Genomic DNA, 21829 nt, shown 5'->3' on the forward strand with positions numbered 1-21829 from the left:
CGAGGGGGATCTGAGTAGGTATGGCCAATTTTTCGAAGTCGAACGTGCCGCAGTTCTCGATGGACGTCTACCAGAACGAGTACCTGCCGGAGGGCGGCCGCGAGGTCAACGCGATCGTCACGGTGACCGCCACCGGCGGCGGCACGATCGGAGCCGCGGTCGGCGCAACCCACCTCTGGACGGCGGGACAGGGCCCGTCAGCGGCGGTGGCCCTCATGGTCGACTGCTCGGGCTCCATGGACTACCCGCCGACCAAGATGCGCAACGCCCGCGACGCCACGGCCGCCGCGATCGACACCCTGCGCGACGGTGTGCACTTCGCGGTGATCGGCGGCACGCATGTGGCCAAGGAGGTGTACCCGGGCGGCGGCCGGCTGGCGGTCGCCGACGCCACCACTCGTGACCAGGCCAAACAGGCCCTGCGCAAGCTCAGCGCGGGCGGCGGTACGGCCATCGGCACCTGGCTGCGCCTCGCCGACCGCCTGCTGTCCTCGGCGGACGTCGCCATACGCCACGGCATCCTGCTCACCGACGGCCGCAACGAACACGAGTCGCCGGAGGACCTCAAGGCCGCCCTCGACACCTGCGCCGGACGTTTCACCTGCGACGCACGCGGCGTGGGCACCGACTGGGAAGTGAAAGAAGTCACAGGGATCGCCTCCGCCCTGCTCGGCACCGCCGACATCGTCGCCGACCCGGCCGGCCTCGCCGCCGACTTCACGCAGATGATGGAGACGGCCATGGGCAAGGAGGTCGCGGACGTCGCCCTCAGGGTGTGGACCCCGGTCGGTACCACCATCAGGTTCGTCAAGCAGGTCGCGCCCACCGTCGAGGAGCTCACCGACCGCCGCACCGAGGCCGGCCCGCGCGCCGGGGACTACCCCACCGGCTCCTGGGGCGACGAGTCCCGTGACTACCACGTCTGCGTCGAGGTCCCGGTCGCCCACATCGGCCAGGAGATGCTCGCGGCCCGGGTCTCCCTGATCGTCCCGCAGCCGGACGGCACCGCCCAGAACCTCGGCGCGCAGGGTCTCGTACGGGCCGTGTGGACCGACGACATGGTCGCCTCGACGTCGATCAACCCCCAGGTCGCCCACTACACCGGCCAGGCCGAACTGGCACAGGCCATCCAACAGGGTCTCGATCTCCGTAAAGCGGGCGATATGGATGGGGCGACGGCCAAACTGGGCCGGGCCGTCCAGCTCGCGAACGACTCGGGGAACGCCGATACTGCGAAACTGCTTTCGAAGGTGGTCGACGTGGTCGACGCCACGACAGGTACTGTGCGACTGAAGGCGAAGGTCGAGGAGGCCGACGAGATGACTCTCGAGACACGGTCGACAAAGACAGTTCGTGTAAAGAAGTAGACAGTTTCCGACAGTCACCGACGTAGAAGTTCCCTGATCCGAGAGGGGGAAGCGCCGACATGCCGACCTGCCCGAACGGACACCAGTCGGGTTCCGACGACTGGTGCGAGGTCTGCGGTCACCGCATGGCCGGTGCCGTGCCTCCGCCTCCTCCGCCGCCGCCCGGTCAGGGTGGGGGCGGCTACGGCTTCCCGCCCGGCGGCCCCGGCGGCCAGCCCGGTGGACGTCCGCATCTGTCCGCCGTGCCCGACGCCGAGCCGGAGCTCTGCCCGCAGTGCCGTACGCCCCGTGAGGGCGGCGCGCCCTTCTGCGAGGAGTGCCGGTGGAACTTCCTGACGAACACGGCGACCTCGTACACCCCGGCCGCCCCGCGCCCGCCGGCCGGTTCCGGGGGCCCGCCCTCGCACTTCCAGCAGCAACAGCCCGGGCAGCCCGCTCCGTCCTTCGGAGGCAGCGGAGACTCGTACGAATACCAGGGCTCGCGCCCGTCCCAGGTGAACCGGCCCGCGGAACCGATCCCGTTCGGCTCGGAGCCTACGGGCCGCCCGGGTCCGGGAGGTCCCGGTGGTCCCGGTGCCGGGTTCGGCGGCCCCGGTGGTCCTGGCGGTCCGCAGGGCTTCCCCGGTGACCCGTCGCGACCCGGCGGCCCCGGTGCGCCCGACTCCTCCAGTCCTTCCGGTTACCCGGGCGGTCCCGGCGCGCCCGGCGGCCCCGGCCCCTCCGGTTACCCCGGCGACCCGACACGGCCCGGTGGTCCCGGCCAGGGCCCCGGTGGCCAGCAGGGCTTCCAGGGGGACCCCGGACGCCGCCCCGGCGCACCCGGCCCCTCCGGATACCCCGGCGACCCCGCACGTCCCGGTGGCCCCGGCCCCTCCGGTTACCCCGGTGAGCAGTCCCGCCCCGGCGGTCCCGGTGGATACGGCTACCCCCAGCCCGGCCCCGGTGGACCCGGCGGTCCCGGTGCCCCCGGCGGTTACGGCTATCCCCAGCCCGGCGGCGGCCAGGCCCCGCCCGGACCCGCGGGCCCGGGTGGCCCCGGCGGTCCGCAGGGTTTCGGCGGCGCCCCACCTACCCAGCCCGGCCCCGGTGGCCAGCAGGGCTTCGGCGGCAACCCCGCGCAGCCCGGCCCCTCCGGCCCTGGTGGGCAGGGCGGTCCGGGTGGCCCGCAGGGCTACCCCGGTGACCCGTCCCGGCCCGGCGGTCCGCCGCACTTCGGCGCCGATCCCTCCCGCCCTGTCCCGCCGCCCCCCGGCCCCGGTGCCACGAGCGGCGCCCCGCAGGGCTTCCAGGCCCAGGGCGTGTCCGCCCCACCGGCCTTCCCGCAGGAGACCGGCCGTCCGCAGCAGGGCGGCTCGCCCTTCGGCGGCGGAGGTGCCGACGACTGGGTCATCTCCCCGCCGTCCGCCACCGCACCCGGTGGGCCCGGCGGCGGTCCTGGTGGTCCCGGCGGCTACGGCTACCCGCAGCCCGGCGCCGGCCAGGCCCCGCCCGGCCCCCCCGGCCCGTCCTTCCCGCAGCAGCCTGCGACCTGGACGGCGACGATCGGCCCGGACCGCGAGTACTTCATGGCGATGATGCAGCGCTCCGGCCCCGAGGCCGCGGGCCTGAACCTGCCCGCGTACTCCCCCGAGCAGCAGCGCGCGCTCACCGGCAACCAGGTCACCATCGGCCGCCGTCGGCACTCCACCGGTGACACCCCCGACGTCGACCTGTCGGTACCGCCGGAGGACCCGGGCGTCTCGCACCAGCACGCGGTGCTGGTCCAGCAGCCGGACGGCTCCTGGGCGGTCGTCGACCAGAACTCGACGAACGGCACGACGGTGAACGGCGGCGAGGAGCCGATCACCCCCTTCGTGCCGGTGCCGCTCCAGGACGGCGACCGGGTGCACGTGGGCGCGTGGACGACGATCACGGTCCGCCGGGGCTAGCGGAAAGCAGCCGCCACATCACCGGAGGGGCCAGGTATACGGTCCCTCCGGGTCGTCCAGCCACGCCCACTCCCGTTCTCCGGCGACCGTGATGCCGTACCGCTCCCGAGGCGGCTGCCCCTCCCGCTCCCACAGTTCGAGGGCCTCCCGGGGATCAAGGCTGCCGTGGCTCAGGGCCAGCAGGAAGCGGAACAGTTCGCTCTCGCGGGCCCGGCGCGGCACTCCGTCCAGTTCGACGGCACTCTCTTCGTGCCGGTCGGCGCCCCGCAGCGGCACGAAGTAGGCGGGTGTGGGCAGGAAGCGTCCCTCGGCGTGGCCGTCGTTCCCGCTCGGCCCGCAGGTCCCGGCCTCCCGCACGGTCAGGGTGATCAGGCCGGTGGCGAGCGGGGCCAGGATCCGCGTGCCGGGGCGGCACTGGGCGAGCCAGGCGGGCGGGACGGACGGCAGGGTGCAGGTGGCGATGATCCGGTCGAAGGGGGCGCGTTCGGGCACCCCGCGCGCGCCGTCGCCGGTGACGACCACGGGGTGGTACCCGGCGGCGGCCAGATGCCCGCGCGCCGCCTCGGTGATCTCCGGCTCCAGGTCGACGGTGGTGACGAGACCGTCGTCGCCGAGCCGGTGCGCGAGCAGCGCCGCGTTGTAGCCGGTGCCTGCGCCGATCTCCAGGACCCGGTCGCCGTCCCGCACGCGCAGCTCGGTCAGCATCATCGCCATCAGTGAGGGCTGGCTGCTGGAGGAGACGAGTTCGCCGTCGCGCAGCCGGGTGGCCAGCGGGGTGTCGGCGTACACCCCGCGCAGCCAGCGTTCCCGTGCGCGCGGGCCGGGGCTCTCGCCCCACCGCCGCTCGTGGCCCCCTGGGACGGCGACGTAGTAGTACGGCACGAACAGGTGCCGCGGAACCGACTCGAAGGCCTCCCGCCACACCGGGTCGGCCGCCCAGGCCCCGCTCGCGTCGATGTCCCGCACCAGCGCCGCCCGCGCCGAGACGGCGAGTTCGGCGAGGTCCCCGTCGAGAGCGTGCGTGCCCATGTGTCCACTGTGCACCCTGGAAGGGGCTGGTCCTAAGCCTTGAGTCCTCGTCCGCCCCGTCTGAGACCATGGGTCATGTGAAAGAGATCCGGCGCGGCACGCTTCAGACGCAGACCTTCTACGAGCAGGTCGGCGGGGAGGAGACCTTCCGCCGCCTCGTCCATCGTTTCTACGAGGGCGTCGCCGAGGACCCCATACTGCGGCCCATGTATCCCGAGGAGGACCTCGGGCCGGCCGAGGAGCGGCTGGTGCTGTTCCTGATGCAGTACTGGGGCGGCCCCACGACGTACAGCGACAACCGCGGTCACCCCCGGCTCCGTATGCGTCACGCGCCCTTCGCCGTGGACCGGGCGGCGCACGACGCCTGGCTGAAGCACATGCGGGACGCGGTCGACGACCTCGGTCTGTCCGAGGAACACCGGACGCAGCTGTGGGACTACCTGGCATACGCGGCCGCTTCGATGGTGAACACCGCCGACTGAACCTCCTCGCGAGGTCTGGCCTGTGAGGACCCGATTCCGGTCGCTTTCCGGTTAAGAGTCGTCGGATTCCGATCACGATCCGGTCAAGCCCGCGCTACAAGCGCTTACCCGTGACCGTTCACTCTGACATCCTCGCCCGGAGACTGAAGAACACGGCGGGGGGCCGGGTGACGGGGTTCGGGGGAATTGCACGTTTCGTGTTCCGGCGTGCGCGGGCGCACCGGCTGCTGCTCGCCGCAGCGTTGCTCACGGTTCTGCTCACCACAGCGGTCCTGGCGACCCTGACCGCCTACTCCGGCGCGATCGGCGACGCGGCCCTGGGTCACGCCCTCCAGGATCCCCGCAACGCCGCCGACACCGCGCTGATCGTCAAGGCCGACGTGCCCGAGGAACGTCGTAAGGACGCCGACACCGCCGTACGCGACGTGGCGCGGCGGACGTTCGACGGGCTGCCGGTGACCGTGCGGACGCTGTCGCGGTCCGGCCCGTACGCGCTGCCGCGGTCGCTGCAGCCCGAGGCCGACCGGTCCGGGGAACCGGACCTGACCCACTTCGCGGCACTGGACCGCAGCCGGGTGCGGCTGGTCTCGGGGCGGTTGCCGCGCCCGGCGCACGGGGTCGTCGAGGTGGCGCTCCCGCAGTCCGCTGCCCGCGTCCTCGGTCTCGGCCCCGGTGACCGCTTCACCCTCGTCGACCGTCTGCGCGGCCCCGCGGTGCGGGTCACGGTGACCGGTGTGTACCGGCCCGCCCACACGGACGACCCGTACTGGCTCCTCGACGACCTGCACGGACGGGGCGTCAACAAGCTCGACTTCACGACGTACGGCCCCCTGCTCGCCGATCCCGGCGCGCTGGCCGACGGGACGGTGAGCGTCGGGGCGTCGGCCTGGCTGGCGACGGCCGACTACGCGGCGATGACGACCGCGCGCACCGACCCGCTGCGCAAGGCGGCCCTCGCGGGGAACGCAACGCTGCGCAAAGAGCCGTCCCTCGGCGGCGCCACGATCGCGTCGACCTCCCTGCCGGAGGTCCTGGACCGCACCGACCGTTCGCTGCTCGTCTCCCGCTCCACCCTGCTGATCGTCGCCCTCCAACTGGTGCTCCTCGCGGGCTGCGCCCTGCTGCTGGTGGCGGGGCTGCTGAGCAGTGAGCGCACGGGCGAGAGCCGGCTGCTGCTGGCGCGCGGTGCCTCCCGGGCCCGGATCGCGGGCCTCGCCGCCCTGGAGGGGGCGCTGCTCGCGGCGCCCGCACTGCTCTGCGCACCACTGCTGACGGCCCCGCTGACCCATCTGCTGGCCGGGCGGGGCCCGTTGGCCCGGATCGGGCTGCGCCTGGAGGTGCCGTCGGACGGCCGGGCCGAGGTGTGGCTGGTGGCCGCCGGTGTGGCGCTCGGGTGCGCGCTGGCGGTGACCCTGCCCGCGCTGACCTCCTCCTTCGCGCGCGGCCGGGCGCGGGCACTGCCGGGTGCTGTACGGGCGGGGGCGGACCTCGGACTGCTGGCCGTGGCCGGGGTGGCATACTGGCAGCTCAGCCACCAGACCTCCGGTGCCGTCACCGACGACAGCGCCGGGGTGCTGGGCGTGGATCCGCTGCTGGTGGCGGCGCCCGCGCTCGCGCTGCTGGCCGGGACCGTGCTGACGCTGCGTCTGCTGCCGCCGCTGGCCCGCCTCGCCGAACGCCGGGCGGTGGGCGGCCGCGGACTGACCGCGGCCCTGGCGGGCTGGCAGATCGCCCGCCGCCCGATGCGCGGGGCGGGCCCGGTGCTGCTCCTGGTCCTCGCGGTGGCGCTGGGCATGCTGGCGATCGGGCAGGGTGCCTCCTGGAGCCGTTCGCAGTCCGACCAGGCGGACTTCCGCGCCGGAACCCCGGTGCGGGTCCTGTCCTCCGGGGACGCGGGTCTCGGCCGCACCGAGGAGTTCGCGGCCGTCCCGGGCGTCCGGCGGACCGCGCCCGCCGTCCGCTCCGAGATGCCGCTGTCCGGCAGCCGGGTGGCGACGGTGCTGGCGCTGGACACCTCGCGCGCCTCGGTGCTGATCCGTTCCGACCTGCACTCCGGACCGCTCCTCAAGGGGCTCGGCCCCAAGGGCGCGACGACGGGCGTGCGGCTGCCCGCGGACACGGCCCGGCTGCGGCTGTCGGTGAGTCTGCGCGGTTCCGTCCCCAGTACGACGACGCAGACCACCGTCACGCTGGAGGACGCCTACGGCACCCCCTACCGGATCCCGGCCGGCCAACTCCCCGCCGACGGACGGGTGCACGCCCTGGACGTCTATGCGTCCGGGGGCCCTCTGACCCTCACCTCCCTGGAACTGGTCGTCCCCGTCCCCAGCGGCGAGGCCGAACAACACCGGCTCACCGTGCGCGAGTTGACGGCCACGGGCACCGACGGGACGGTACGGCGACTGGAGTTGCCCACCTCCTGGACGGCCACCTCGCAGACCGAGGGGGTGACCTCGACGTCGGACGCCAAGGCCGGAGCGACCGATCCGCGCCTGAGTTCGCACTCAGGGCAGCTGACCGTGGACTACGGCACCGGGTACATCCCGTCCGACGACACCTGGAGTGTGGGGTCCTTGACGGTCCGGATGAGGGCCCCGCAGCCGGAGCCGGACGACATCACGGGCGTCGCGACCGAGCGCTTCCTCACCTCGGCGGGCGCCTCCGTCGGGGAGCGGATGGATGTGCCGCTGGGCGGCGAGACCGTATCGGTGCGGATCGTGCGCTCGGTACGGGAGATCCCCACGGCCGCGGACGACGGCGGGGCCCTGCTGATCGATCTGCGGTCCGTGAACCGGGTGTTGCAGGCGGAGTACAGCCGCAGCCTGGAGCCGACCGAGTGGTGGCTGTCGACCGCCCCGGGCGCCTCGGACCGGGTCGCCGCGGCGCTACGGGCCCGGCCCGACATGGACCCGACGCAGGTCGTGGTGCGGGACGAACTCGCCCGGCAGTTGCGTGACGACCCGTTCGGCGCGGGCCCCGAGGCCGCGTTCACGGCGGCGGCCGGGGTGGCGGCGGCGCTGGCCGCGGTCGGGTTCGCGGTGAGCGCGGCGGGGTCGCTGCGGGAGCGGGGCGCCGAGTTCGCCGTCCTGCGCGCCCTGGGGGCCCCGCGCCGACGGCTGGCCCGGGCGGTCGCCGTGGAGCAGAGCGTCCTGGTGGTGCTCGCGCTGCTGGTGGGCGCGCTGCTGGGCGCGGTTCTGACCCGGGCGGTGGTCCCGCTGATCGTGCTGACGGACGAGGCGACCCGGCCGGTCCCCGTGGTCCTGGTCCAACTCCCGCTCGCCCGGGCGGCCGTACTTCTGGCGGCGGTGGCCCTCGCCCCGCTCCTGGTCACGGCGGCGCTCGCGCTGCGACGGGCGGATCCGGCGCGGGCGCTGCGTGAGGGGGGTGAGTGAGGTGAGGTTCTCCAAGGCCCGAGGGGCGAGGTTCTTCAAGGCCCGCGGCACGGACGTCGAGCCGGTGACCGTGCCCTGGGTCCGGACCCGGCTGCGCACCGCGCCCGGCACCGCGATGGCGCTCGCGCTGCTGGTCGCGCTGACGGCGTGCCTCGCGGCAGCCTTCCCGCGGGCCGTCGACCGGTACGAGGACGCGGGACTGCGCCGCGCCGCCGAACAGGCCCGCCCCGACCGGACCGGCATCCAGGTGTACGCCCCGCAGCCCTCCCTGATGGAGCGGCAGGGCATGCGCGAGGACGACCTGCGCCCCGACGCGCTGGCCCGGCAGTACGCCAAGATCCGCGCCCTGGTCCCGCGCCCCCTCGTCCTCGACGACGACCAGTCGACGTACGGCGTGCGCACCGTCGTGAACCTCCCGGTACCGGACCCGTGGCTGCCGCAGCCGACCGGGAAACCCGCCGAGATGGTCCTGATCGCCCAGCAGGGCCTCGCCGGCCACTCCTCCGTGGACCGGGGGCGTCTGCCGCACGCCGACGCCACGGTGACCTCCGCGACCGGCAAGGTGGAGGCCGCGGTCTCCGCCGAGACCGCCAGAGCCCTGCACATCCGGGTCGGTTCGGTGCTCCACGTCCCCGCGGGCAACCACATCCTCGCCGTCCATGTCACCGGCATCGTCACCCCGCGCGACCCCCAGGGCGCCTGGTGGTCCACCAAGTCCCTCCTGCGCACCCCCTCCCTGATCCACGAGCCCGCGCCGTCCGTCGACATGTACTGGCTCGGCGCCCTGCTCCTGGCCCCCGACGCGGCCCCCGTCCTGCTGGCCCCCGGCCCGGGAAACCCGGAGCGCTACTGGCAGTTGGCGCCATCCGTGACGGGTCTCCGGGCCCGCGACACACAGGCCCTGCGGTCGGCGATCGCGTCCCTGGAAGCCGGTCCGGCGCTGCAGAAGATCCGCCTGAAGATCGACGGCCCGCCGACCGAACTCACCGCGTACGAGAGCCAGACCGACATCTCCACCGGCCTCGGCGACGTCCTCATCGACTTCGACACGCTCCGCAAGGGAGTCACCCCGCTCGTCGCGGTCGCCGCGTTCGGCACCGGGACGGTCGCCGCCGTGGTCCTCCTCATGGCGGGCGGTCTCACCGCCGACCGCCGCCGCGCCGAACTCGCCCTGCTGCGCGCCCGCGGCGCCTCCCTGCGCGGCCTGACGGCCCGGCTCCTCGCCGAGACGGCGGTCGTGGCCGTCCCCGCCGGCGCCCTGGGTCTCGCCGCGGCGCTGCTCGCGCTCCCCGGGGCCCGTACCGCCCACGCCGTGTGGGCCGCCGCCGCGGTCACCGCCGTCACCTGCGCGGCCCTCCCGCTCCGCGCGGCGGCCGCCCACCGCCTGGTCCGCATCCACTCGGGCCGCGAGGACGTGTCGTCGGTACGGCCCTCCCGGCGCCGTACGGTCGCCGAACTGACGCTGCTGGTGCTGGCGGCCGGGGCGGTGGAGTCGCTGCGGCGCCGTGGCACCTCGGGTCCCTCCGACGACCTGGTCTCCCTGGCACCGGTGCTGGTGGCGGTGATCGCGGCGCTGGTCCTGGTCCGCCTGTACCCGCTCCCGCTGCGGGGCCTGGCCCGCCGGGCCGCCCGGCTGCGCGGTGCGGTGACCCACCTGTCGCTGGCGAGAGCGGGCCGCACCTCGGCCTCCGCCGTCCTGCCCCTCCTCGCCCTGCTGACCGCCCTGACCACGGCGGCCTTCGGCGGCTCGGTCCTGGCGGGTGTGCGGGAGGCCCGCGACCACGCCGCCCTCCTCTCGGTCGGCGCCGACGCGCGCGTGGAGACGGCCCTGGACGCCGCGGAACCGCTCCCCTCCGGGCTGCCTGAGCGGCTGCGCCGGTCCCCGGGGGTGAGCGATGTGTCCGCGGTGAGCATCACCTACGAGGCGAAGCCCGACAACAGCCCCCAAGCGGTGCCCTTGGTCGGGGTGAACCCCTCCGACTACGCGGCCCTGTCGACACGGACCGGCCAGGGCGCCTTCACCGAGGCCCGGCTGAACCGGCCGGCCGACGGAGCCGCGATCCCCGCGCTCGCCGCCACGGCCACCGCCCGGACGTACGGCACCCGGCCCTTCCCGGTCCTCCTCCCGGACGGCAGCACACTCACCGTCCGCATCACCGCCGTTCTCGACCGGACACCCGCACTGACGGGGTCGGACTTCCTGGTCGTGAACCGTACGGCGCTGAGCGAGACGGCCGCGCGGCCGACGGAAATGCTGCTGACGGGGAAGGGACTGGACGGCGACGCGCTGCGCAAGGCGGCCCCGAAGAGGGCGTCCGTGTACCTGAGGTCCGAGGAGCGGGAGCGCTACGTCGACTCCCCCCTGCAGACCGGCGCGGAACGCGTCTACACGACGGCGGTGGCGGCCGGCACGGGATACGCCGTCCTGGCGCTCTTCCTGTCCCTGCTGCGCACGGCCCCGGAACGGACGGCCCTGCTGGCCCGTCTGCGCACGATGGGCCTGACCCGGGCGGCCGGCCGCCGCCTCCTGATCCTGGAGTCCCTCCCCCAGGCCCTGTCGGCCGCACTGGGCGGCGCCCTCACGGGCTGGGCCGCCATCCTGCTCCTCGCCCCGGGATTCGACCTGACGGCCATCGCCCTGCCCTCGGCCCAACCCTCTTCGGGCGGAGCGCAGTTGCGCATGGACGTGCTGTCGCTGGCGGTACCGGGTGCGGCGGTCCTGCTGCTGGCGGTGGGGATGGGGATCGGACAGGCGTGGTGGTCGGGCAGACGCGGGTCGGTCAGGGAACTCAGAGCGGGGGACGCGAGATGAGGCACGGTGTCACGCCTGCCGCACCCCCACGCGGGTTCAGTCGTCGATACGCGGCTCCGCCCCATGGACGCGACCGGCCCCCACGGACCAGCAGCGGCCCGACGACCGCGCCCCGCACCCCTGCGCACCCCGCACCGGACCACAGTCCAGGAGACGGCCAGTGACCACGAACCCCACCCTCACCGACCTGGCCCAGAAGGCGACCGAGGCCCGCTCCCGTCCCACCTACGGCCATGACGCGCTGATCACCTGCGACAGGCTCGTCCGTATCTTCACCACGGACGGTGTGGAGGTCCAGGCGCTGCAGGGACTCGACCTCCTGGTCCGCGAGGGCGAACTGCTCGCCCTGGTGGGCGCGTCCGGCAGCGGCAAGTCCACCTTGATGAACATCCTCGCCGGCCTCGACACCCCCACCGCCGGCGCGGCCAGAGTCGCGGGCCACGACCTGCTCACCATGACGTCGAAGGACCGTCTGGCCTACCGCCGCGAAACGGTCGGCTTCGTCTGGCAGCAGACCTCCCGCAACCTGCTCCCCTACCTCACCGCGGCCCAGAACATCACCCTGCCCATCCAGCTCTCCGGCGCCACGAAGCGTCGCCGCGCCCACACCGAACGAGCCCTGGAACTACTGGAGTTGCTGGGGGTGGCCGACTGTCGCAACCGCCGCCCCCACCAGATGTCGGGCGGTCAGCAGCAACGCGTGGCGATAGCGGTGGCGTTGGCCAACAGCCCCGCGGTCCTGCTCGCCGACGAGCCGACGGGTGAACTCGACTCCCAGACCGCGGAACAGATCTTCGCCGCGTTCCGCACCGCCAACGAACAGCTCGGCACGACGATCGTCATCGTCACCCACGACCAGGCGGTGGCGAGCGAGGTCCGCCGGACGGTGGCCATCAGGGACGGCCGTACGTCCACGGAGGTCCTGCGCCGCAGCGAGGTGGACGCGGCCACGGGCCATGAAACCCTGGTCGCCCGCGAGTACGCGATGCTGGACCGCGCCGGCCGTCTCCAGCTCCCGAAGGAGTACACCGAGGCGCTGGGCATGCGCGACCGAGTCGCGCTGGAACTGGAGCCGGATCACATCGGCGTATGGCCGGACGACAGCACCGGCCGGGACTGATCAGCGCACACTGACGCCGAGGGCCCCAAGTCCCCCTTGGCGTACGGCGATCGAGCCGTACGGCGTACGCAGCCGCAGCCACGCCCCCGACGAGACGAGCGCCCACTGCCCTCCGGGCCGCAGGAACCCCAGCGACTGGGCCGCGTGCACGGCCCGTACCGGAAGCCGGGTGTCCCCCACGGTCCGGGACCAGATCTCCCGCCCGATCCGGTCGAGTTCGGCCCGCGTCCGCTCCTCGGGCCCCAACTCCTCCGTACGGGACCGGAATTCGGCGACCCCGGCACGCACGAGCGCCCGCAGTGCATCCGCCGTCGGCAACCCGGCCACCGCCTGCCAGTCACCGCGCGGCGGCAGCACCCCGGCCCACGGCGGCCCGGTCACCGCGTCGGGCACGACAGCTGTGCCCGCGGCCTCGTCGACGGACTCCAGCAGCTCACCGGCGGACACGGTCACGTCGAGCGTGGCGTCCAGGCCGTTCTCGTACGGCTTCGCCAGGCGCACCGCCCGGATCGCCAGCACCTCGAAGGACGGCGGCCGCCCGAAGACGGCAAGCGCGGTCCCGGCCCCCTGGAGGCGTACCGCGGCCGAGCGGTCGTAGTGGAGCAGCCGGGAGAGGAAGGCCGCGAGGTCGGCCGCCTCCCCTTCGTCGGCGAGGTGGAGCACCGTCATGCGGCGACGGCCTCCTCCTTGGTGTCGTCCCGGTACCCCTCCAGGAACTCCCGTTCCTCGGCGGTGATCCGGCGAGGCCGCTGCGCCTCGAAGTCGAACGGTACGACCACCGTCGAGGCCCGTACGTAGACCAGGTCGTCGTCCTTCACCTCGTAGCTGATGGTGAAGGACGCCGCCCTGATCTGCGAGACCCACAGCTCGATGTCGACCGGGTGGTGCCGGTGGACGAGCTGCCGCTTGTAGTCGATCTCGTGGCGCGCCACCACGGACCCCTGCTGGAAGTCCTTGTCCGGCCGGAAGAGGAAGTCGATCCGGGCCTCCTCCAGGTAACGGACGAAGACGGCGTTGTTGACATGACCGTAGGCGTCCATGTCGGACCAGCGCAGCGGGCAGCGGTAGAGGTGGCGCAAGACCGATCAGCCCCGGGTCAGCTTCTTGTAGGTGGCACGGTGCGGACGCGCGGCGTCGGCGCCGAGCCGCTCGACCTTGTTCTTCTCGTACGACTCGAAGTTGCCCTCGAACCAGTACCACTTGGAGTCACCCTCGTACGCGAGGATGTGGGTCGCGACCCGGTCCAGGAACCAGCGGTCGTGGGAGATGACCACAGCCGCGCCCGGGAACTCCAGCAGGGCGTTCTCGAGCGAGGACAGGGTCTCGACGTCGAGGTCGTTGGTGGGCTCGTCGAGGAGCAGCAGGTTGCCGCCCTCCTTGAGCGTGAGCGCCAGGTTCAGGCGGTTGCGCTCACCACCGGACAGGACACCGGCCGGCTTCTGCTGGTCCGGGCCCTTGAAGCCGAAGGCGCTGACGTACGCGCGCGACGGCATCTCGACCTGGCCGACGTTGATGTAGTCCAGCTCGTCCGACACGACCGCCCAGAGGGACTTCTTGGGGTCGATGTTGGCGCGGCTCTGGTCGACGTAGCTGATCTTGACCGTGTCACCGATCTTGACCGAGCCCGAGTCCGGGGACTCCAGGCCCAGGAGCATCTTGAAGAGCGTGGTCTTGCCGGCGCCGTTCGGGCCGATGATGCCGACGATGCCGTTGCGCGGCAGCGTGAAGGACAGGTCGTCGACCAGGACCTTGTCGCCGAACGCCTTGGAGAGGTTGTTGACCTCGACGACGATGGAGCCCAGACGCGGGCCCGGCGGGATCTGGATCTCCTCGAAGTCCAGCTTCCGCATCTTGTCGGCCTCGGCCGCCATCTCCTCGTAACGGGCCAGGCGGGCCTTGGACTTGGTCTGGCGGCCCTTGGCGTTGGAGCGGACCCACTCCAGCTCTTCCTTGAGGCGCTTGGCGCGCTTCTCGTCCTTGCGGCCCTCGACCTTGAGGCGAGTGGCCTTCTTCTCCAGGTACGTGGAGTAGTTGCCCTCGTAGGGGATCGCGCGACCGCGGTCGAGCTCGAGGATCCACTCGGCGACGTTGTTCAGGAAGTACCGGTCGTGAGTGACGGCGACGACAGCGCCCGCGTACTTCGAGAGGTGCTGCTCCAGCCAGTTCACCGACTCGGCGTCGAGGTGGTTGGTGGGCTCGTCGAGCAGGAGCAGGTCCGGGGCCTCGATCAGCAGCTTGCACAGCGCGACGCGGCGCTTCTCGCCACCGGAGAGGTTGGTGACGGCCCAGTCGCCGGGCGGACAGCCCAGCGCCTCCATGGCCTGCTCCAGCTGCGCGTCCAGGTCCCAGGCGTTGGCGTGGTCCAGGTCCTCCTGGAGCTTGCCCATCTCGTCAAGCAGCGCGTCCGAGTAGTCCGTCGCCATGAGCTCGGCGACCTCATTGAAGCGGTTGAGCTTGCCCATGATCTCGGCGGCGCCGTCCTGGACGTTCTCCAGGACCGTCTTGGACTCGTCGAGCTTCGGCTCCTGCATGAGGATGCCGACGCTGAAGCCGGGCGACAGGAACGCGTCACCGTTGGACGGCTGCTCAAGCCCCGCCATGATCTTGAGAACGGTGGACTTACCGGCACCGTTAGGCCCGACCACACCGATCTTCGCGCCGGGCAGGAAGCTCAGCGTCACGTCGTCAAGGATGACCTTGTCGCCGTGCGCCTTACGCGTCTTGCGCATGGTGTAGATGTACTCAGCCAAGAGAAACCGTCCGGCAACTTGAGATCTGGCAGTGGTGGGATACACCCCATCTTGCCTGAGGTCCACCCTTGGGTGGTAACCCGTTTGGGCGGGGGGCTGTGACCTGGGGGTTCATTGTCGGCGGCCAATGGGTCGACTGTCACTGTCGGTCACCGCCGACCGGCCCGGGGGAGCCCCGGGCGGCCCGGGGACGGCCCGGCCGGTTCCGGACCTCGACATCGGCCCGCGTCGTCAGTCGCCGGTCCTGCGCACGGCGAGGAACACGGCGGCAGCCGCTCCGACGGCTCCCGCCACACCCGCCGACCGCATCAGACCGTGCGACGTGCGCCACGACAGCACCGACCACTTCGACTGCGCCGAGAAGAGCGAGCCCGTGCTCAGCCATGAGCCCGTCGAGATCAGGGACAGGGCCGAACCGATCGAGCCGACGGACAGGGCGCTGCCGATCGAGCCGACCGAGAGGGCCGAACCGACGGAGCCGATGGACAGCACCGAGCCCACCGAGCCGATCGACAGCACCGAGTCGTGCGACCACAGGGACAGCAGGGACACCGAGGAGGCGTGACGTGCCGGAAGCGCGGTTGGCTTGGTCATGCCGCCATTCTGCCCGTCACTCCCCGTCGCCGACCCTCCGCGGTCAGTCGTGCGTCCCGTTCTGCTTCCTGCCCGTGAGGACCAGGGCCGCGCCCCCGATCACGACCAGCGCGATGGCGGTGCCGGCGATCAGCGGGGTCGTGGCGGAACCACCGGTCTCGGCGAGGTTGACGTCGGCGGAGGGTGCGGCCACCGTCGCCGGACTGGGCTCACTGAGGGTCTGGGTCGTGGCGCCCGTGTCACCGCCGCGGGTGCGGCAGTCGAGGACTCCGGTGAACCGCTTCGCGAACCCGTCGGGACCCTTGATCGTGAAGTCGTACGCCTGGTCCTCCTGCAGCGGGACCGTCACCGTGCGGGACTCGCCCGCCGCGATGGCGTACTCCGTGCCCATCAGCTCGAACCCGAACTCCTCGTCGCCCTGGTTGGTCGCCGTGATGTCCAGGCCGCCCTCGGTGCAGTTGCGGGCCGCGGAGAGGGCCGGTACGGCACCCTGCTTCGCCCAGGTCGCACTCGCCGTCGCCGAGACCGTCGACTCGCTGGAACCGGCGAGGATCTGCGTCTGGCTCCGGCTCTCGGAGGCGAACGCGCGGCCCACCGGCACCGTGGTCGAGGCCTGGACGGCGAGGTCGGCCGAACCCGCCGCCGCGTCCTCGGGGACGTCGAAGTAGAGCTCGCTGCCGTTACTGGCGGAGGTCACCGGCTTGCCGTCCTTGCCGACGATCCGCACCCCGCTCGTGGCCGCGTCCGCCGGAGGACTGACCGTCACACCGGCCGCGTTGGTGTGCACCGTCACCGGGCCGAGCAGCTCGCCGGGGTGGCCGGAGACCGCGGGCGGGTCGAGCGTCAGTGAGGCCGCCGGCTCCGCGACGCCACGGGCGCTCTTCTGGAGGTAGTCCGCGAGCTTCTCGGCCTGCGGGTCGGCGGCGTCCACGTCCGCGGCGTCCGAGTAGCGCCAGATCGCGACCTGGGTCCCGGCCGCCGCGTCCTGCTCGGTGAGGCCCGCGGGGATGCCGGCCTCGGCGGCGAGCGCCGCGAGGTCGTTCACCTGGGGGTAGGAGTTCTGGAGGATCCAACGGATCTTGCCGGCGTCCTTGTTGGTGCCCAGCGAGGTGCCGCTCCAGTCGGTCTCGTGGTACTTGGCGTCCTTCTGCGTGGGGTTGTAGAGGTCGACGCAGTACGTCTGAAGGGTTCCGCCGCCCTCCACCGACATCTCGAAGAGCCCGGCCGACACCTGGAGATCGCCGTCGGTGCCGTGTATCACCGCGTCGCCGTAGGTCTTCAGGCCTCCTATGGTGGCGGTGGCCCCTCTCTGGTTCTGTGCCGTGTCGTCCGCCGACGCCGTACCGGCGGCAGCCACCGTCACACCGGCGGCGAGTAGGCCGGAGACGAACGTGACGGCCGCGAGGCGAGCCGCCCCTCGTCCACGCATGGACAGCGCGGAGAACGCAGAAAACAAGGAATTCCCCTTCGAGCAGGACCCGTTGACGAGCGGGTGGCGGTCCCACCAGCAGAATCAGCAGCCCCGAGAGCCGTGTTCGGCATCCTAGGGACGCGGCCGCGCCCCTCTTCCCGGGGATGCGGTCGGAAGATCGATCCGACTCGGAATCGTTATCGCCAACACCCTTCACCGGCAGGGCTTATCGACAAAGCGACCGGCGGTTTCCGGAATGCATTCGCCGATAAGCCGTACTTCGGTCAGGCCGTAGCGACAGCCGGATTCGGAGCGGGAGTGGGCGTGGAAGCCGGAGTGGGAGTCGGAACCAGCGCCGAGTCCGCACCCCCGATGTCACGCCACCCCGACGGGCTCCTGCCGGACCGCCGTCTCGTCCGCCGTCTCGTCCGGCGGGGTCTCCCAGGCCGGCTCCGGCTGCGCGGTCGCACCGGCGACGGCGTTCTCCGGCCGCTGTGTGCGCCGGAAGGCCGAGGTGCCGCGTGCGAGGTCGTGGCCGATCGCCACCGCGTCGATGTCGGCCGAGGTCCAGGACGGCTGTCCCTCGCGTCCTTCCGAACGCACCTTCAACCGGCCCTGGACGACCACCGGATCACCCACGTTGAGCGATCCCGACACGTTCGTGGCGAGCTGGCGGTTGGCCCACACCGTGAAGAAGTTGGTGTGACCGTCCGTCCATTCGTTCTTCTCACGGTCCAGATAGCGCGCGGTCGCCGCCAGCCGGAACCGCACCGAAGCGCCCGTCGCCAACTCCCGGTACACCGGCTGCGTCGCCACGTTGCCCACCGCGCAGATCATCGTCTCGTTCATCTCGGGGAACCCCTCCCGGACATGCGTACGGGCCCGTCCCGTACGGCTGCTGCTGTCTGCGTGCCGACCGCGTCACCGCGATCGCCGCGAAGCCAGACTGCCTCCGTCGGGCCGGGCCCGCTGAGCCCTGTGGACCGTCCACCGGTTGTGGAAAACCCCGCCACCCGAACGAGGGACCGGTCCACGAGATGCCCGGTGCACGAGGAAACCCGTGCACGAGCAAGCCACCGATCGACGAGTCCACGAGTCCACGAGCAACCCGATCCACAGGGGCACCCGTCACCCCACCCCGACGACCCTCCCGTACTGCTCCCGGACCTCCCGGTAGCGCAGCAGTTCCGCCGCCACCGGATCCAGCACTCGCGCCCGGCCGCATCCGGCCGCCGCCTCCCGCAGCCGTCGTTCCGCGTCCGTCCCGTACCGCCGGGCCGGCCCCCGCGCCGCGATCCGGCAGCTCCACTCGACGAGCGGGCCACCGATGATGCCGGCCACCATCAGCAGCACCGGAACCCCCAGGTTCGGCGCCATGACCCCGGCGATCTGGGCCACCAGCCACAGCCCGCCGACGATCTGAAGGAGCGTCATGGAGGCCTGTGCCAGGACGGCCACCGGCCACCAGCCCGGACGCGGCGGCCTGCCCGGGGGCAGCCAGGCCCGTGCCGTCAGCTCGTCCAGCGCCTCGGACAGCCCCTGGGAGCCGCGTACGGCCGCCTCGCGAACCGCCAGTGCCCACGGCGCGGGGAGGCCCACCGAGGCCCGGTCGGCGAGCGTCCGTACGGCCTGCTCGACCCGTTGCCGCGCGGTCGCCTCCTCGTCGGCCTGGGCGCGCAGCGACAGCCGGCCCGTGGCGGGTTCCCGCCGGTCCTGGTACCAGCGCCACAACCGCAACCAGGGAGTTCCGCACGCGCGGTTGGCGTTGCGCAGCCAGGCGCGTTCGGCGGCCTCGCCCGCCGCGGTGGCGCCGACCGCGTCCGCGAGCCGGGCGGCGAAGTCGTCGCGCGCCTCCTCGCTGAGCCCGGTGCGCCGCGCCGTCGCGTAGACGGGCCGCAACCGCCACGCGGCCGCGTCCACATCGGCGGCGATCCGCCGCGCCGGGGCCCCGCGCTCGGCCACGAACTGGCCGAGCGCCTCCCGCAGTTCACCGACGCCGTCCCCGGTCAGCGCCGACAGGGCGAGCACGGTGGCGCCCGGTTCGCCGTACTCGCCCAGTGCGATTCCGTCCTCGTCGAGCAGCCGCCGCAGGTCGTCGAGGACCTGTTCGGCGGCTTCCCCGGGCAGCCGGTCGATCTGGTTGAGGACGACGAACATGACCTCCGCGTGGCCCGCCATGGGCCGCAGATAGCGCTCGTGCAGCATGGCGTCGGCGTACTTCTCGGGGTCGACGACCCAGATGACGGCGTCGACGAGCGCAAGGATCCGGTCCACGTGCTCGCGGTGCTGGACGGCGGCGGAGTCGTGGTCGGGCAGATCGACCAGGACGAGCCCGCGCAACTGGGCCTCCGACTCGGCGGTCTGCAGCGGGCGCCGCCGCAGCCGGGGCGGGATGCCGAGCCGTTCGATGAGGCTGGCCGAGCCGTCGCTCCAACTGCACGCGATCGGTGCGGCGGTGGTGGGCCGGCGTACGCCGGTCTCCGAGATGGCCACTCCGGCGAGCGCGTTGAACAGCTGCGACTTGCCGCTGCCCGTAGCGCCCGCGACGGCCACGACGGTGTGCTGCCCGGAGAGTTTGCGCCGGGCGGCCGCCTCGTCGAGCACCTGCCCGGCCTCGGCGAGCGTCCGGCTGTCGAGCCGGGCCCGCGAGAGCCCGATCAGCTCCCGCAGCGCGTCCAGACGCGAGCGCAGGGGGCCGTCGTACGCCAGCGGGGCCGCGGGGGGCGCGTTGTGGCCGCGGACCTCCGCGACGACTGCCTGCTCGGTCTCGGCGGTGACGCGTCGCGCGATGAGCCCGTCGTCCCAGGTGCCGCCGGAGTCGCCGTCGGCAGGCGGTTCGGCACCGGCCGCTCCTTCGGGGACCGGCCCGGCCTCTGCGCGCGTGTGCCTGACGTCGTCCCGCCCGTCACCGGCGTCCACGCGCGCGGGCCCGTCGTCGCCCTTGGAATCGGTCCCGCCCTCCGGCAGGGGCTTCTCGGCCGGCGACTCCCCCTCCCCCGGCTCTCCCGGTACGGCGTCCCCCGCCTGCTCCGTGTGGTCCTGATCCGTGACGGCGGTCATCGGTCACCTCTCCTTCTGAAGTACGGACAGCGCGGCGATGAGTTGGGCCTGGGGTTCGGGGTGTACGTCGAGGGCGTCGAGCGGGGCGAGCCGACGCTCGCGTTCGGCGTGCACGACCCGGTCGAGGTGGTCGGCGAGCAGCCGTCCGCCCCGGTCGCGCAGGCGCAGGGCCCCGTGGGCGCCGATCCGCTCGGCGAGCCCCTCACCGGCGACCCGTGCCCGGCGTCCGCCGAGCAGCGCGGTGGCGACGACGGCGGCGATCGTCTCGGGGTCCGGCGCGACACCGCGGTCGAAATCGCGGACCTCTTCCTCGGCGTACTCCTCCAGCTCGCGCCGCCAGCGTCGTACGGCCATCCCGATCCGGTGTTCGGCGCCCTCCAGGGCCGGTTCACGGTTCGCCAGCTCCGGCGCGCCCGCGGCCGGTTCACGCCGCCAGGCCTCGTCGATTCGTTCGTCGGCGGCGGTGACGGCGCACAACAGCAGGGCGCCCAGGCTCTCCACCAGGGCGTCCAGGAGCTCGGCGGCGGTGCAGTCGAGGGGGAAGGCCCGCCAGCGCTTGAGGGCGTCACCGGCGAGCACGGCACCGGCCTGGAGCCGGCCCCGCACGCGTGCGTACTCGCTGTCGTACGCCCCCTCGACGGCGGAGGTGAGCCGCGTCGCGGCCGCGTACTGGGCGGCGGCCGCACCGGCCAGCTCGGGCATCCGGGACTTGAGGGAGGCGAGGATGCCGTGGGCCGTACGGGCGACAGCGTGCTGCCGAGCCGTCGGGTCCTGCACCTGGTGGACGAGCCAGGCCCGCAGCGGTGCCACCGCGGTGGCCGGGAGCAGTCCCCCGCCCCAGGCCGACTCGGGCAGTTCCGGCACTGTGAACCGGGGCACCTCCCCGAGGCCCGCCTTGGTGAGCAGGGCGCCGTACTGCCGTGAGACCTCGGAGACGACCTGGTGCGGGACGCGGTCCAGGACGGTCACGAGCATGGCGTCGTACTCCTTGGCGGTGCGCAGGAGATGCCAGGGCACGGCGTCGGCGTAGCGGGCGGCCGTGGTGACCATGATCCAGACGTCGGCCGCGCAGATCAGTTCGGCGGCGAGGACGCGGTTGTCGGCGACCAGGGAGTCGACGTCGGGCGCGTCGAGAAGTGCGAGGCCCGGTGGAAGGGTGTCCGCGGTCTCGACGCGCAGAACGCGGGCGGGGTTCTCGCCGGGCAGCAGGAGTTCGTCCCCCGGCTCGTCGTGGGGCACCCACACGCGTGTGAGGTCGGGCAGCACGCGCATTCCGCTGAACCAGTGATGGTCCTCCGGATGGCAGACCAGCACCGGTGTCCGCGTGGTCGGGCGCAGCACGCCCGCCTCGCTCACCCGTCGCCCCACAAGGGAGTTGACGAGGGTCGACTTGCCGGCCCCGGTGGAACCGCCCACCACGGCCAGCAAGGGAGCTTCGGGGTCCCTCAACCGGGGCACCAGATAGTCGTCGAGCTGGGCGAGCAGTTCGTCGCGGTTGGCACGCGCGCGTGGGGCCCCCGCCAGGGGCAGCGGGAAGCGTGCGGCGGCGACACGGTCGCGCAGGGCGGAGAGTGCGTCGAGCAGCTGAGGCCGTACGTCCAAGGTCACCACATGCGAAGAATGCCCAATTTTAGGGGATTTCTGAAGCATATGAGCATGTCTGCGCGCCGACCAGACACAAGGGATGGAAGGGACGACTGGGACGTAGGCACAGTCCAGGCATAACGAGTGCACAACACCCGGTGCGTGAGGTGCCAAAAGCGATGCACGATTCGTACCTGCCTGCGATTATCAGGACCGCTTCACTGAACCTCCACATCGAGCCACGGAAGTGAAGCAACAGGGACAAGGTCGTGGGAGCCCTATCCTTGTCCCCGGCAACGT

At 72.7% G+C, this 21829-nt stretch carries 15 protein-coding genes; 6 read left to right on the forward strand and 9 right to left on the reverse strand.

Annotated elements, in window-relative coordinates:
* Positions 1–20: 20 nt before the first annotated feature.
* The gene (locus OHT57_RS18685; RefSeq protein WP_328747570.1) at positions 21–1367 is read left to right on the forward strand and encodes a vWA domain-containing protein; all 1347 of its coding nucleotides are present in this window, start codon (positions 21–23) and stop codon (positions 1365–1367) included.
* Positions 1368–1426: 59 nt separating this feature from the next.
* Complete coding sequence (locus OHT57_RS18690; protein ID WP_328747571.1) at positions 1427–3295, forward strand: FHA domain-containing protein; 1869 nt, start codon at positions 1427–1429, stop codon at positions 3293–3295.
* A gap of 18 nt (positions 3296–3313) precedes the next feature.
* Here OHT57_RS18690 and OHT57_RS18695 read toward each other — a convergent pair whose 3' ends face one another.
* On the reverse strand, positions 3314–4324 hold the full coding sequence (locus OHT57_RS18695) for a methyltransferase domain-containing protein (protein ID WP_328747572.1): 1011 nt from the start codon (positions 4322–4324) through the stop codon (positions 3314–3316).
* A gap of 68 nt (positions 4325–4392) precedes the next feature.
* Here OHT57_RS18695 and OHT57_RS18700 point away from each other — a divergent pair, with 68 nt between their 5' ends.
* From OHT57_RS18700 to OHT57_RS18715, 4 genes are all read left to right on the forward strand, one after another.
* Positions 4393–4806: a globin gene (locus OHT57_RS18700; protein WP_328747573.1), complete on the forward strand. Its 414-nt coding sequence runs from the start codon at positions 4393–4395 to the stop codon at positions 4804–4806.
* Between the two features lie 197 nt (positions 4807–5003).
* On the forward strand, positions 5004–8198 hold the full coding sequence (locus OHT57_RS18705) for an FtsX-like permease family protein (protein WP_328747574.1): 3195 nt from the start codon (positions 5004–5006) through the stop codon (positions 8196–8198).
* A 115-nt stretch (positions 8199–8313) separates the two neighbouring features.
* Complete coding sequence (locus OHT57_RS18710) at positions 8314–11010, forward strand: FtsX-like permease family protein (RefSeq protein WP_328753242.1); 2697 nt, start codon at positions 8314–8316, stop codon at positions 11008–11010.
* A gap of 160 nt (positions 11011–11170) precedes the next feature.
* Positions 11171–12130, forward strand: coding sequence for an ABC transporter ATP-binding protein (locus OHT57_RS18715; protein ID WP_328747575.1), 960 nt, complete (start codon positions 11171–11173; stop codon positions 12128–12130).
* On the opposite strand, the gene OHT57_RS18720 is transcribed toward OHT57_RS18715, so the two are convergent.
* The 8 genes from OHT57_RS18720 to OHT57_RS18755 all read right to left on the reverse strand — a co-directional run bounded on the left by OHT57_RS18720 (position 12131) and on the right by OHT57_RS18755 (position 21556).
* Complete coding sequence (locus OHT57_RS18720; protein WP_328747576.1) at positions 12131–12799, reverse strand: hypothetical protein; 669 nt, start codon at positions 12797–12799, stop codon at positions 12131–12133.
* Positions 12796–13209 carry an acyl-CoA thioesterase gene (locus tag OHT57_RS18725; protein WP_328747577.1) on the reverse strand — a complete coding sequence of 138 codons (414 nt, stop codon included), beginning with the start codon at positions 13207–13209 and terminating at the stop codon, positions 12796–12798. The genes OHT57_RS18720 and OHT57_RS18725 overlap by 4 nt, the downstream gene beginning before the upstream one ends.
* A gap of 6 nt (positions 13210–13215) precedes the next feature.
* Entirely contained in the window at positions 13216–14880 is a 1665-nt protein-coding gene (gene ettA / locus OHT57_RS18730; RefSeq protein WP_328747578.1) for an energy-dependent translational throttle protein EttA, read from the reverse strand.
* A 231-nt stretch (positions 14881–15111) separates the two neighbouring features.
* A complete protein-coding gene (locus OHT57_RS18735) occupies positions 15112–15474 on the reverse strand; it encodes a hypothetical protein (RefSeq protein ID WP_328747579.1) in 363 nt (120 codons plus the stop codon).
* A gap of 43 nt (positions 15475–15517) precedes the next feature.
* The gene (locus OHT57_RS18740; protein WP_328747580.1) at positions 15518–16903 is read right to left on the reverse strand and encodes a TQXA domain-containing protein; all 1386 of its coding nucleotides are present in this window, start codon (positions 16901–16903) and stop codon (positions 15518–15520) included.
* Positions 16904–17260: 357 nt separating this feature from the next.
* The gene (locus OHT57_RS18745) at positions 17261–17734 is read right to left on the reverse strand and encodes a single-stranded DNA-binding protein (protein ID WP_328747581.1); all 474 of its coding nucleotides are present in this window, start codon (positions 17732–17734) and stop codon (positions 17261–17263) included.
* Between the two features lie 279 nt (positions 17735–18013).
* Entirely contained in the window at positions 18014–19945 is a 1932-nt protein-coding gene (locus tag OHT57_RS18750) for a YfjP family GTPase (RefSeq protein ID WP_328747582.1), read from the reverse strand.
* A 3-nt stretch (positions 19946–19948) separates the two neighbouring features.
* Positions 19949–21556 carry a dynamin family protein gene (locus OHT57_RS18755; protein WP_328747583.1) on the reverse strand — a complete coding sequence of 536 codons (1608 nt, stop codon included), beginning with the start codon at positions 21554–21556 and terminating at the stop codon, positions 19949–19951.
* Positions 21557–21829: the final 273 nt, after the last annotated feature.

Source organism: Streptomyces sp. NBC_00285 (assembly GCF_036174265.1).
In the GTDB taxonomy this organism is placed as follows: Bacteria; Actinomycetota; Actinomycetes; order Streptomycetales; family Streptomycetaceae; genus Streptomyces.